This window comes from Aquamicrobium sp. NLF2-7 (assembly GCF_022359935.1).
Classification (GTDB): domain Bacteria; phylum Pseudomonadota; class Alphaproteobacteria; order Rhizobiales; family Rhizobiaceae; genus Mesorhizobium; species Mesorhizobium lusatiense.
In genome coordinates, this window is record NZ_JAKSED010000001.1 from 573,233 (window position 1) to 585,202 (window position 11,970).

Annotated in this window: 13 protein-coding genes; 3 read left to right on the forward strand and 10 right to left on the reverse strand. The window is 60.9% G+C overall.

The genetic code is table 11. From position 1 onward, the window contains the following. Nucleotides 1-343: 343 nt before the first annotated feature. Nucleotides 344-685: a RidA family protein gene (locus MIC97_RS02860; protein WP_239798768.1), complete on the reverse strand. Its 342-nt coding sequence runs from the start codon at nucleotides 683-685 to the stop codon at nucleotides 344-346. Between the two features lie 212 nt (nucleotides 686-897). Here MIC97_RS02860 and MIC97_RS02865 point away from each other — a divergent pair, with 212 nt between their 5' ends. Continuing rightward, nucleotides 898-1,236, forward strand: a complete 339-nt coding sequence (locus MIC97_RS02865; protein WP_239798769.1) for a TIGR01244 family sulfur transferase — start codon at nucleotides 898-900, stop codon at nucleotides 1,234-1,236. 31 nt (nucleotides 1,237-1,267) lie between these two features. On the opposite strand, the gene MIC97_RS02870 is transcribed toward MIC97_RS02865, so the two are convergent. Beyond that, nucleotides 1,268-1,738 carry a DUF3828 domain-containing protein gene (locus tag MIC97_RS02870; RefSeq protein WP_239798770.1) on the reverse strand — a complete coding sequence of 157 codons (471 nt, stop codon included), beginning with the start codon at nucleotides 1,736-1,738 and terminating at the stop codon, nucleotides 1,268-1,270. 171 nt (nucleotides 1,739-1,909) lie between these two features. Between MIC97_RS02870 and mutL the strand changes: the two genes are divergently transcribed. Both mutL and MIC97_RS02880 read left to right on the forward strand, forming a co-directional pair. After that, nucleotides 1,910-3,751: a DNA mismatch repair endonuclease MutL gene (gene mutL, locus MIC97_RS02875; protein WP_239798771.1), complete on the forward strand. Its 1,842-nt coding sequence runs from the start codon at nucleotides 1,910-1,912 to the stop codon at nucleotides 3,749-3,751. Nucleotides 3,752-3,816: 65 nt separating this feature from the next. Continuing rightward, a complete protein-coding gene (locus MIC97_RS02880) occupies nucleotides 3,817-4,053 on the forward strand; it encodes a DUF2093 domain-containing protein (protein WP_183830088.1) in 237 nt (78 codons plus the stop codon). A gap of 5 nt (nucleotides 4,054-4,058) precedes the next feature. Here MIC97_RS02880 and lpxK read toward each other — a convergent pair whose 3' ends face one another. The 8 genes from lpxK to MIC97_RS02920 form a co-directional block, all read right to left on the reverse strand. Further along, the gene (lpxK, locus tag MIC97_RS02885; RefSeq protein WP_239798772.1) at nucleotides 4,059-5,087 is read right to left on the reverse strand and encodes a tetraacyldisaccharide 4'-kinase; all 1,029 of its coding nucleotides are present in this window, start codon (nucleotides 5,085-5,087) and stop codon (nucleotides 4,059-4,061) included. A 3-nt stretch (nucleotides 5,088-5,090) separates the two neighbouring features. Beyond that, nucleotides 5,091-6,407, reverse strand: a complete 1,317-nt coding sequence (gene waaA, locus MIC97_RS02890; protein ID WP_239798773.1) for a lipid IV(A) 3-deoxy-D-manno-octulosonic acid transferase — start codon at nucleotides 6,405-6,407, stop codon at nucleotides 5,091-5,093. Further along, nucleotides 6,404-7,192: a lysophospholipid acyltransferase family protein gene (locus tag MIC97_RS02895; RefSeq protein ID WP_239798774.1), complete on the reverse strand. Its 789-nt coding sequence runs from the start codon at nucleotides 7,190-7,192 to the stop codon at nucleotides 6,404-6,406. The genes waaA and MIC97_RS02895 overlap by 4 nt, the downstream gene beginning before the upstream one ends. Nucleotides 7,193-7,194: 2 nt before the next feature. Next, nucleotides 7,195-7,437, reverse strand: a complete 243-nt coding sequence (locus tag MIC97_RS02900) for a DUF4170 domain-containing protein (RefSeq protein ID WP_183830100.1) — start codon at nucleotides 7,435-7,437, stop codon at nucleotides 7,195-7,197. A gap of 73 nt (nucleotides 7,438-7,510) precedes the next feature. Continuing rightward, complete coding sequence (locus tag MIC97_RS02905; RefSeq protein WP_239798775.1) at nucleotides 7,511-8,338, reverse strand: 3'(2'),5'-bisphosphate nucleotidase CysQ; 828 nt, start codon at nucleotides 8,336-8,338, stop codon at nucleotides 7,511-7,513. Next, complete coding sequence (locus MIC97_RS02910; protein WP_239798776.1) at nucleotides 8,325-9,668, reverse strand: TldD/PmbA family protein; 1,344 nt, start codon at nucleotides 9,666-9,668, stop codon at nucleotides 8,325-8,327. Before MIC97_RS02910 ends, MIC97_RS02905 begins: the two co-directional genes overlap by 14 nt. 109 nt (nucleotides 9,669-9,777) lie before the next feature. Continuing rightward, entirely contained in the window at nucleotides 9,778-10,623 is an 846-nt protein-coding gene (locus tag MIC97_RS02915; RefSeq protein WP_239798777.1) for a patatin-like phospholipase family protein, read from the reverse strand. Continuing rightward, on the reverse strand, nucleotides 10,620-11,966 hold the full coding sequence (locus tag MIC97_RS02920) for a pitrilysin family protein (protein ID WP_239798778.1): 1,347 nt from the start codon (nucleotides 11,964-11,966) through the stop codon (nucleotides 10,620-10,622). The genes MIC97_RS02915 and MIC97_RS02920 overlap by 4 nt, the downstream gene beginning before the upstream one ends. Between the last annotated feature and the right edge of the window lie 4 nt (nucleotides 11,967-11,970).

Consider the following 11,970-nt stretch of genomic DNA (forward strand, 5'->3'; position numbering starts at 1 on the left):
AAAAATCCGCGAGGCCAAAAAGAACCGTGGCTCGATCACGAGCAGTTCAATTGTAAACCGTTTTAAATGCAAATGGTTGCATCCGGCAGCAAATCCGGTTTTCCGAAGATCGTACCGCAGCACACACGAGCCAGCCTCCCCCCAATTCCGGTTGCAGTGACCGGAGCGAAAGGAGAGAAATCAGGCTTTTTCGTGTTTTGCGAGCAATGGGGCGGCGCTGGCGACGCAGCTCCAATAAAGCTTTGCGACAGACCTTAACAAAGCTGCCGAATGGCGTGATGCGAATGCATCCGGTATCGCTGCGCGCCATCTTCTGCAGGTGGCGCGCAAGCGACGTCGCAGGTCAGATCGCGGCGGTAACGATCATTTCGACCTTGTACTGGGGCGTGGCAAGTTTTGCCTCGCCGGTGGCGCGTGCAGGCGTGTGGCCCTGCGGAACCCACTCGTCCCAAACCTTGTTCATCTCGCCAAATGTCGACATGTCCGACAGCCAGATGATGGTCTGGAGGATCTTCGTCTTGTCCGAGCCTACCTCGGCGAGCAGCTTGTCGACCGTGGCCAGAATATCGCGCGTCTGCGCCTCGACGGTCTCGCCTTCGCCTACCTGACCGGCGAGATAAACCGTGTTGCCGTGCACGACGATGTCGCTCATGCGCGGACCCACTCCAATTCGACGAATGCTCATTCTGTCTCCACTCCTGAAATTCTGACCGCCCATTATGGGCGATAACTGTGTAGATAGCACATCAGATCCGGGCAAGCCTGAGAAATGCCGGAAGCCGTCGGTTGCGTAAAAAGCTGGCCGAAGGGTGGTCCATATCTTGTCCGCGAACTTCAGCTTTGGCATGAAGGTCCAGACGCCGCAGATCTCGCGGCACATTCTGCACAGAGGTAGCCATGGAAATCCGCCAGATCAGCGAAGACTATTCGGTAACCGGCCAGATTGCGCCGGAAGATGTAAAACAGATCAGTGACGCCGGTTTCAAAAGCGTGATCTGCAACCGGCCCGATGGCGAGCAGCCCGATCAGCCGGGCAATGACGCAGTGCGCAGCGCTGTTGAAGCGGCAGGACTGACTTTTCGCTACATTCCCGTCATCAGCGGCCAGATGACTGCGGAAAATGTCGCGGAACAGGCCAGTGCTCTGGCGGAACTGCCCTCCCCGGTTCTTGCCTACTGCCGTTCCGGAACCCGCTGCACCAATCTCTTCATTGCCATTCAGCAGTCGAAGGGCTGAGTTTCGCCCGGGCCCGTTTCCCGCTGGATGGTTATTCAGCGGGAGCGGCAAAGCATTCCAGTTCGCTCAGCCGCCAGCCGTTGGTCTTTGATGCAATGTCGGAGACCTTCCAGCTTCCACCGACCTTCTGCAAGGTCCAGACCATCTCGCGCGAACCGTCTTCTTCGTCGGCAAACAGCCTGAAGCTGGCCGTCACTTCGGCGCGATCGCCGTTGACGCTTTCCGACAGTTTCAGGGTGCGGGCAAGTTCCTCATCATCGAAATCCTGCGCATCCAGCGCGGGATCGGAATCAATGCAGGGAACTCCGTCTTCGCTGTCCAGCGCCGCGTCATTCTGGTCAAACAATGTCTTGACGGGCTCGATGAACCTGTCGCGATAGTCGGTATCTCCGACAAAGCGGCCGTTCGTGTAGAAGAATTTCACGGCATCGGAAGCCGGCCCTGCCATCGCGACGGAGGGAACGAGAGCAGTAAGTGCAGCAGCAAGCAAAGGCAGTTTCATTGCGATCCTCCAGCGATGAACGGTCCCGTCAATATCACGCATTTATCCACTCGTCGTTGCGTCGGGCAATGAATTCAGAGATTATCTGCATTGGCATTCGCATCGATTTGGCTGGGGGTGGAAGGGCTGGATCGCTTTCGCTGCAGGGAAGAATCCGGCTATCATGCGGGCATGCGAATTCATCAGCTTCCCGAAACCATGATCAACCAGATCGCTGCCGGCGAGGTGATCGAACGCCCTGCTTCGGTGGTCAAGGAACTCGTCGAAAACGCGCTTGACGCGGGTGCTGCCCGTATCGAAATCGTCACCGGTGGCGGCGGGCTCAACCTGATCCGCGTTACCGATGACGGATCGGGCATGAGCGAGCAGGAACTGCCTCTGGCCATCGGCCGCCACTGCACCTCCAAGCTTGCCGATGACATCCATGACATCCGCTCGCTGGGCTTCCGGGGCGAAGCGCTGCCCTCTATCGGATCGGTGGCCCGGCTTTCGATCCGCTCGCGGGCGCAAGACACCGACAGCGGCGCGGAAATCGCAGTCGAAGGCGGGCGCATCGCTCCGGTGCGCCCGGCCCCCGCCAATCGTGGCACCACGGTGGAGGTGCGGGACCTGTTCTTCGCCACCCCTGCCCGGCTCAAATTCATGAAGACCGAGCGCGCGGAGAGTTCCGCGACCAGCGACATCATCCGGCGCATTTCCATTGCCTTTCCTGCCGTGCGCTTCACGCTGGCAGGCGCTGACCGTTCAACGCTCGATCTGCCAGCCACCGGCGATACGCCCGAGGGCCGGCTGGAGCGTATCGCGCAGGTCATGGGACGTGAGTTCGCCGAGAACGCCATTCCCATCGATGCCATGCGCGAGGGCGTGCATCTTCAAGGCTACGTTTCCGTTCCCTCCTACAGCCGGGCCAACGCGCTCCAGCAATATGCATATGTGAACGGGCGCCCGATCCGCGACAAGCTGTTTGCAGGTGCGATACGCGGTGCTTATGCCGATGTTCTGCCACGCGACCGACATGCCGTGACCGTGCTTTTCCTCAGCGTCGATCCCGCCACCGTGGACGTCAACGTTCATCCCGCGAAGGCCGATGTGCGCTTCCGCGATCCCGGCCTCGTGCGTGGCCTGATCGTGGGATCGATCCGTCAGGCGCTTGCGGAAGCAGGTGTTCGGGCGGCGACCACGGGAGCGGCCGGCATGATGGCGGCCTTTCGTTCCGGCCCTGCACCCTCGACCGGAGCCGGCCCGGCTTTCTCCTTTGGTGGAGAGGCGCCCACGCACAGGCCGGCGCATTTCGATCTGCGAGGCTCTCCTCATCGTCCGCTCGATTCCAACAGCCGGTTTTCCGAGAGCGATCAGGCGAGCTTTACGCCGATGACGGCAGCGAGTGCCGATGCGCGCGCAGGCCTTGCCGAGGCAGATGAAGCGCTGGAAGCAACCGCTCTGGGCGCGGCGCGGGCGCAGGTTCACGAAAATTACATCGTCGCCCAGACCCAGGATTCGCTGATCATCGTGGACCAGCACGCGGCGCATGAGCGGCTGGTCTATGAAGCGCTGAAAAATGCGCTGCATTCGCGGGCCGTGCCCTCCCAGATGCTGCTTTTGCCGGAGATCGTCGATCTGCCGCAGGACGATGCAGAGCGGCTTGCTGTCCATGCCCCAACTCTGGAACGCTTCGGGCTGAGGCTGGAGCGCTTTGGCCCCGGCGCGGTTGCGGTAAGGGAAACCCCTTCCATGCTGGGTGAAGTCGACGTGCAGCAACTGGTCCGTGATCTGGCGGATGAAATCGCCGATCACGACACCACCGAAACACTCACGGAGCGGCTTCATCACATCGCAGCCACCATGGCCTGCCATGGCTCGGTGCGCTCCGGGCGCCGGCTCAAGCCCGAGGAAATGAACGCCCTGCTGCGGCAGATGGAAGCCACGCCCGGTTCCGGCACCTGCAATCATGGCCGGCCGACCTATATCGAACTGAAGCTTGCCGATATCGAGCGGTTGTTCGGCCGGCGATAAAGAGCGCGAACTTGACCTTGCCACTTTTTGCGGCGATGAAAGATCAATTCAATTGGCAGATTTCCATGATGAACCGTTTTGAAGGGCCCGGCAGCCGCGAGGCCCGCATTCGCTATCTGGATGGCGACTTTCAGGTCACCAGTCCCGGCTCGTTCGTTCGCTGCGCTGTCACCGGCGAAAACATCACGCTCGACGAGCTGAGATACTGGAGCGTCGAGCGGCAGGAACCTTATGTGAGCGCAAAAGTGTCTTTCGAGCGCGAACTTGAGATGAACCCGCAACTGCGCGATCGCTCAAAGTAACACCGCTATCCGGCAACTCGCCGTAATTTCCAGGCTTCCACCGTTTCGTTTATGATGCGAACCGGCGTATGCGGCTGGTCGAACACCGTTGCGACCTTCAGGACATTCAGCTTATCCAGAAATCCCGGCCCCACCGCGCCATGGCGCAGCCGCACCGCATCCTTCGCCGTGGTGATCAGCTCAAGACCTTCGGCCTTCGCCGAGGACAACAGCCCCGCCAGCTCATCGGCATCATAGAAATGGTGATCGGGAAACGGGCGGGCCTGCACGACCGTCGCCCCTGCCCTCGTTACCGTGTCGAAGAATTTTTCCGGGTGACCGATGCCTGCGAAGGCGAGAAAGCGGCGTCCCGCGAACCGTTCGCCATCGAGCGGCTGCATGCCGGCATCGAAAACCGGCTTTCCGGCCCGTGCCGCCTGCCGCACAACGCCATCAGCGGCGCTGCCATCGCCCATTCGCAACAGGGCATCCGTATAGACGAGCTGATCGACAATCTTTGCCCGCAGCGGTCCGGCGGGAATGACCTTGCCATTGCCCAAACCGCGACCGGAATCGACCACCAAGAGCGCATAATCGATGTGGATCCGGGCGCTCTGGAAACCATCATCCATGATGAGGAAGTTGCAGCCCTCCTGCTCCAGCAGAAGACGGGCGCCAGCGGCGCGGTTAGCGGTTACTGCAACGGGTGCATGCGCGGCCAGAAGCAATGGTTCGTCGCCCACATGCTTTGCCGCGTCGTGATGGGGGTCGACCACATGCGGGGTTGAAAATCCGCCGCCATGCCCGCGCGACAGAATGCCGGGCGCAAAACCCATGGCGCGGGCCTGCTCGGCGAAAGTGATCGCGACGGGGGTCTTGCCGGTGCCGCCGACAGTGAAATTGCCGATGCACAGCACGGGTGCATGCATTTTTTCGCGGCGCGCATTGCGCAGCTTGCGGCCTGCAACGAAACTATAGGCAGCAGCCAGCGGCGAAAGCGCCAGAGCGCGCCAGTCCGGTTTTTCCCACCAGAAAGGCGGTGCTTCGCTGGCCATGTGTCAGCCCTTGCCTGCCCGGTGCAATCTCGACTGCACGATCAGAGGATGAATGAACGGCTCCAGCGCCTTCATCGTGGCGGCCAGTGCCCCACGCATGTTCTGCACTGTCGTCGCTGCGGCAACCATCATACCCCGTCTGGCATCCGGATTTGCCAACAGATAATTGACGGCCCCTGCAAGCATGTTGCGATCACGCACGAGCTTGGCACCGCCTGCATCGATCAGATTCTTGTAGGCTTCACGGAAATTCTGGACGTCGCGTCCCGCCAGTATCGCCGTGTCCAGCATCGCCGGCTCCAGCGGGTTTTGCCCTCCTGTGGAAGACAGCGAGCGGCCGACAAAGGCGATTTCCGTCAGACGAAGATAAAGCCCCATCTCGCCGATCGTGTCGCCCAGCAGAATATCGGTGTCGGCAGCAACGGGCTCGCCGGAACTGCGCCGCACCAGCCGCAGGCCCATGGCGCCGATCTCCTGCGCCAGCTCATCGGCTCTGGCCGGATGACGCGGCACCACGATCGTCAGCAGGCCGGGATGGCGCTTGCGCAGCGCGGCATGAATTTCTGCCGCCATCTTTTCCTCGCCGTCATGGGTGGAAACCGCGGCCCAGGTCGGACGCGCACCAATCTGGCGCTGGAGAACCAGCAGTGCTTTTTCATCAACCGGCGGCGGCGGCGTATCCACCTTGAGGTTGCCCGACACGCTCACCGGACGTGCGCCGAGCGTGCGGAAGCGTTCGCCGTCGATCTCGGACTGCGCCACCACATGCGAAAAGTTCTCGAACAGAGCCTCGGCAAGACTTGCCCGCCTGGTCCATGACGCGAACGACTTGTCCGACATGCGTCCGTTGACCAGCACCTGCGGAATGTTGCGCGCACCGAGTTCGAGTATGGTCATAGGCCAGATCTCGGATTCCGCAATGATCGCGAGGTCGGGTTGCCAGTGATTGAGAAAGCGGCTGACGGCCGGCTTGATGTCCAGAGGCACATACTGGTGAATGACGCTGTCACCCAGCCTTTCGCGGACAACTTTGGCGGATGTCACCGTGCCTGTCGTCAGCACGATATTGACGCCATAGCTCAGGATTGTCTGCACGAGTGGCACGATGGCGATGGTTTCGCCGACGCTGGCGGCATGGAACCAGATCAGGGGACCATCCGGGCGCTGCTGTCCTGCAATGCCATAGCGCTCTTTTGAGCGGCCCTTGTCTTCCTTGCCCTTCGAGGCACGCCAGGCAACATAAGGTCCCATCAGGGGAAACGCGGCAGCTCCCGCATATCGGTAGAGCGTCAACAGGGTTCGGGCCGCACGTTCGCTCATTGAGCTGTATCCACCAGGGCGTAGGCTTTTGCCGTAGCTTCGTTGAGCGATGCCGTCAGCTCCTGACGCTTGCGCTCCATTTCCGCATCATCCGCATCCTTGGGAACGAAGACAGGCGTGCCGATCACGAAGGACGATCTTCCAAAAGGCAGATTGATGGTGGTCTTGTCCCAGCTTTTTTCCAGCACCTTGCGACGACTGGTGGTCATGGCGGCCGGCAGGATCGGGCGCCCGGAAAGACGCGCCAGCAAAATGACACCCAGCCCTGCGTCGCGCGGGGTGCCGTGTGGAATGTCTGCAATCATGGCCACATTCTTGCCAGCCACCAGCGACTTTTTGAGGGCAATAAGAGCCTTGGCGCCGCCCTTGTCGAGATGGCGGGTGTTGTCGCGACCGCCTGATCCGCGAACGGCTTCGATCCCGAATTTTTCGACCACAAGCGCATTCAGCTCGGCGTCGGCACTGCGTGACACCATGGCTACCAGCGGGCGTCCTTTCGGATAGAAAACCGGCGCCATCAGGTGCTGGCCATGCCACAATGCGATAATTCCCGGCTGCAGATGCTCATATTCGCCGTCGGCAACGACGGTAGAACCACGGGTCAAAGGATTGGTCAGCCGGACCAGACGCAAAAACCAGGAAAGGAGACTGGTCAGCACAGCCTTGGTAACGCGCGAGCGCGCGAGCGGCTGACGAATGCGACGCCACAGCCGCTTCAGCGCCGTCTGGCGCTTTTCACGCACAGCAGGCGCTTGCGCCTCGGCCGGTGCGGCTTCCTGCTCCATGCTCAGGCGTCGGCCTTGTTATCAGGATCGAGCAGCCTGTGCAGATGCACCACGAAATAACGCATGTGTGCGTTGTCCACGCTCGCCTGCGCCTTGGATTTCCATGCTGCCTGAGCCGCCTGATAATTTGGGTAAACGCCCACAATATCCAACGCATTGAGGTCACGGAATTCATTGCTTCCGAGTTCCTTCAGCTCGCCGCCGAACACCAGATGCAGAAGCTGCTTGTCATCACCGCTGCTCATATCCGTCCTCTTACTGAAAAACACCGCGCCCGGTCTAATCCAAACCGGCCGACAATTAAACCTTTAGCGATGCCTAAACCGGGAAATGTGGTGCGCGACCTTCCGGTTTGGCGATCACGGCATAAAGCTCGTCAAGAAGCCCGTTGCTGCCAGCGACCAGCGCGCCATGCCGGATCATCTCATCGGCGAATCGCGGCGGCAATCCATCTTCGGCAATAAGCTTGCCGCCAGCCTCTTCAAGAATGAGCGCGGCCGCGGCGAGGTCCCAGTCATGAGAGTCGGGTTTGACGAAGCTGGCATCGATGCGGCCGGCGGCAATCATGGCGATACGGTAGGCCAGAGACGGGACATAGCCGACCTTGCTGGCGCGCGCGATCAGATACTTCGGAAGCTCATCGATCATGTCTTTGGGGCCGGCGATTTCCGGTGATGAGCCAGCCCTCCTGACGGCAATGCGCTTGCCGTCAAGGAAAGCGCCGCCGCTGGCTGTGGCGGAAAAGATTTCCCCCTTGGCGGGACAGTCGAGCACGCCCGCCAGCGACCGGCCCTCTTCAACCACCGCGATGCTGACGCACCATGTCGGATTTCCGGCGATGAAGGCGCGGGTGCCGTCGATGGGATCCACCACGAAAGTGCGCGGAGCATCCAGCCGCTTCAGGTCATCGGCGGTTTCCTCCGAAAGCCAGCCATATCCCGGCCGCGCATTCAGAAGCGTCTCACGCAGGTACCTGTCGGCGGCGTAATCGGCCTCGCTGACCGGTGAAGACCCCTCCTTGATCCAGACCTGCGGGTCCTTGCCGAAATAGCCCATGGCAATTTCACCGGCTTCCCGTGCCGCTTCCAGAAGCAGCGTCAGATCCTCCTGAGGGTCTGGAAGGTTGCGTTTGTCAGCTTCCGGCAAGGGTCATCCCTTCGATCAGCAATGTCGGCGCGGCCGTCCCGAAATTGCGGTCCAGATCGCTGGCCGGAACCATGTTCATGAACATGTCTTTCAGGTTGGAAGCGATCGTTACCTCGGAAACGGGATAAGCCAGTTCGCCGTTCTCGATCCAGAAACCGGAGGCGCCGCGGCTGTATTCGCCAGTCACCATATTCACGCCCTGACCAAACACTTCCGTGACATAAAATCCGGATTTCAGGCTGGCGATCAGATCCTGCGGCGACGCCGCCCCTGCTTCGATCGCGAAATTGCTGGACGAGGGAGAGACCGAAGAGCCGCTGCGGGAACCACGCCCGTTGGTGGTGAGGCCGAGCTCCGCTGCAGTGGAGAGCGAAAGCAGCCAATGGTTGAGAACACCATTGTCCACCATCACCAGCTTCTCGCCGCACACGCCCTCGCCGTCGAAAGGACGAGAGGACTGGCCTCGCCGGCGCAGGGGATCGTCCGTCACGATGATCGCGGCATTGGCAATCTTTTGCCCCATCATGTCGCGCAAAAAGCTGGTCTTTCGGGCAACCGCAGCGCCGTTGATCGCACCGGCGAGATGACCGGCGATGCCGCGCGCCACGCGCGGGTCAAAAATCACATTCACCGTGCCGGTGGCGGCCTTGCGTGCGCCCAGTCGCCGGACTGCGCGTTCCCCGGCCTTGCGGCCGATATCTTGCGGAGACTCCAGATCCTCAAAATGCTGACGGGAAGAGAATTCATAGTCCCGCTCCATGCCGGTGCCCTCCCCGGCGATCACGCTTGTGGAGCGGGAGAAGCGGGTTACGGCATAGTGGCCGACAAAGCCGTTGGAGGCGGCCAGAACCAGCCCGCCCATGCCCGCACCGGCGCTGCTGCCGGAGGAGTTGCTCACCCCGCTGACGGCAAGTGCCGCTGCTTCCGCGGCCAGAGCATCCTCCTTCAGCCGGTCGGGAGAAACGTCGGTCGCATCGAACAGGTCGAGATCGACCGGATGGCGAACCAGAAGTGCGGGATCGGCAAGCCCCTGATAAGGGTCCTCCGGCGAAACCTTTGCCATGGATACCGCTCGTTCAGCCAACGTGGCGGGATCCGATGCGGCAGTTGCGGAAACGCTTGCGACGCGCTTGCCGACGAAGACGCGCAGCGAGACATCCTCGCTTTCCGATGCGCCGGTTTCCTCGACTTTGCCAAGCCGCACCGAAACGCCCGTCGACCTGCTCAGAATGGCAACCGCATCGGCTGCATCCGCACCGGCCTTTCTGGCCGCTTCCACCAGCGCCGAAACACGGTCTGTCAGCTTCGCGGCGTCGATCTTGTCAGTCATGTCGAGATGATCCCATGAAGGGTGAGATGGCGACTTTCGAGCTTCCATCTATTGTCGGCACCATGCTTTCGCAATGGCGAAGGCAGTTGGGCCTGCTTTTTCATGGGCATCAATGCTTTTTGGGCTCGTAACGCGCCTTCAGGGCCTCGTCGATCCTGCGCTTGGTCTCGTCCTTGACGGAAGCCGTTTCCTTCATCACCGCATCGAATTTGAGGAAGTCGAGCACACGGAACCTGGAAACCGGCGGGCATATGATGACGTCGGGACGCACCTGCGTCAGCTTGTTGTCGATGATCGACTGCATCAGCAATTGCGTCGCACCGAACATCAGGTCGACCGAGGTCGGGCGTCGCGATCCGTTTTCGACCGGCGCGCCAATGACGTCGACAGCCACGACGATGTCCGCTTCATGACTGATCAGATCGAACGGGATGGGGTTGTAGATGCCGCCGTCGATCAGCAACCGCCCGTCACGGATGACCGGCCTGAACAGAGCGGGGATGGCTGCGGATGCAGCGATCGCCGACAGAAGATCGCCACCCTCCAGCACCGCCAGACTGTGGCCGTAATAGTCGGTGGCGGTGATCTTCAGCGGAATCTGCAATCCGCCAAAGTTATCGGGGATAGATGCCGGCAGAAACGCCTTCAGGATCCGCTCGATGTTGAACTGGCTGACGTGCAGTCCGCCCTTCATGAGCTCGGCAAGGCTGCCCGGGCGCGACTGCCATATGCGGCTGGCCACTTCCGAGCGTTTCGACAGGATGGAGCGGCAATAGTCGCGGATTTCCTTTCCGGTCATGCCGGAAGCCATGGCAGCGCCGATGATAGCCCCTATGGACGATCCGGCGATAGAAACTGGTCTGATCCCCAATTCGTCAAAGGCCTCGACGATATGGATGTGGGCCAGGCCTCTGGCACCGCCACCGCCAAATGCGATGCCGAAGGTGGGGCTCATTCAGCCTGTACTTTCTCGACATCCGGCCCCACCAGCATGACAGCTGGTTCGCCCGAAAGCAGTTTGGCCGCAACCTTTTTGACGTCGGCAACGGTGACCGCTTCCAGAAGGGCCGGTCGGCGTTCGATGTAATCCTTGCCAAGCCCGGTCACCTGCAGTTCCACCAGAGTGGAGGCGATCGCCCCGGAAGAATTGAGATTGTTGATCGCATAGGCGCCGATCAGATATTTGCGGGCGGCCTCAAGTTCGGCCTCCGTCGGTCCCTCCTGCGCCATCTGCCGGATCACGCTGCGGATGACTTCCACGGTTTCAGCGGCGCGGTCGGATCTCGTCGCCGTGCTGATGCCCAGCGTTTCCGAATAGCGACGGTTTGAAAGCATGGAGCCGACCGAATAAGCCAGCCCACGCTTCTCGCGCACTTCCTTGAACAGGCGCGACGTGAATGTTCCGCCGCCGAGGATTTCGTTCATCAGAACGGCAGCGAAGAAGTCCGGCTCGGTGCGTTCAAGTCCCGGAAAAGCCATCTGGATCGATGTCTGGGGAAGATCGTAGGCGACCTTCAGTTGCTGGTCGAGTTTGGGCTGGACACGCGCGACCGGAACGGATTTCTGCTTTTCCGGCAAATTTCCGAACAGCCGGTCGAGATCGCGCTTCAGGGTTTCGGCGTCGATTGCTCCCACAACCGCGACATACAGGCCATCACGGGCGAACTGGCTGTCGTGAAAGGCATGCAGATCATCGGTCGACAGGCCCGCAAGGCTTTCCTTCGTGCCTTCGTCCGGGCGGGCGTATGGGTGCTCGCCATAGACGGCACGCGCCCATTGCTTTCTGGCCTGATCGTTCGGGTCACGCTCGGCAGCATCGATGCCTGTCAGCAACTGGCTACGGATGCGGTCGACAGGACCCTGGTCGAAACGCGGCTTCTCGATGGCCAGACGCAGCAGATCGAAAGCCGCATCCTTGTCCTCGGCCAGAACGCGAACGGTGCCATAAATGCCGTCGCGGGTGCTCGAAAAGCGCATTTCAGCACCGACCTCATCGAGCTTTTCCTGAAAAGCATTGCTGTCGAGATCGCCGGCGCCCTCATCGAACAAACCGCTCATCAGGTTGGCGAGGCCTTCCTTGCCGACAGGATCCTGACTGCTGCCGCCCTGAAAGACGAAGCGCGTGGTGACAATCGGGACGGTGTAATCTTCCACCAGCCAGGCAGTGACGCCTTTTTCCGAGCGGACTTCCTGAATCTTCACGTCCGCCTGTACGGGCAGCACGACAAGAGACAACAGGAGCAATGTGCCAGCGACGAGCGCGCCGGCCTGCCTGAGAGAAATCGAAAGCTTTTGCATGCGC

Bases quoted from the DNA above. Each gene is read 5' to 3' on its own strand.
- MIC97_RS02860 (WP_239798768.1), bottom strand. From the start codon at position 685: ATGAGCATTCGTCGAATTGGAGTGGGTCCGCGCATGAGCGACATCGTC.
- MIC97_RS02865 (WP_239798769.1), top strand. From the start codon at position 898: ATGGAAATCCGCCAGATCAGCGAAGACTATTCGGTAACCGGCCAGATT.
- MIC97_RS02870 (WP_239798770.1), bottom strand. From the start codon at position 1,738: ATGAAACTGCCTTTGCTTGCTGCTGCACTTACTGCTCTCGTTCCCTCC.
- mutL (WP_239798771.1), top strand. From the start codon at position 1,910: ATGCGAATTCATCAGCTTCCCGAAACCATGATCAACCAGATCGCTGCC.
- MIC97_RS02880 (WP_183830088.1), top strand. From the start codon at position 3,817: ATGATGAACCGTTTTGAAGGGCCCGGCAGCCGCGAGGCCCGCATTCGC.
- lpxK (WP_239798772.1), bottom strand. From the start codon at position 5,087: ATGGCCAGCGAAGCACCGCCTTTCTGGTGGGAAAAACCGGACTGGCGC.
- waaA (WP_239798773.1), bottom strand. From the start codon at position 6,407: ATGAGCGAACGTGCGGCCCGAACCCTGTTGACGCTCTACCGATATGCG.
- MIC97_RS02895 (WP_239798774.1), bottom strand. From the start codon at position 7,192: ATGGAGCAGGAAGCCGCACCGGCCGAGGCGCAAGCGCCTGCTGTGCGT.
- MIC97_RS02900 (WP_183830100.1), bottom strand. From the start codon at position 7,437: ATGAGCAGCGGTGATGACAAGCAGCTTCTGCATCTGGTGTTCGGCGGC.
- MIC97_RS02910 (WP_239798776.1), bottom strand. From the start codon at position 9,668: ATGACTGACAAGATCGACGCCGCGAAGCTGACAGACCGTGTTTCGGCG.
- MIC97_RS02915 (WP_239798777.1), bottom strand. From the start codon at position 10,623: ATGAGCCCCACCTTCGGCATCGCATTTGGCGGTGGCGGTGCCAGAGGC.
- MIC97_RS02920 (WP_239798778.1), bottom strand. From the start codon at position 11,966: ATGCAAAAGCTTTCGATTTCTCTCAGGCAGGCCGGCGCGCTCGTCGCT.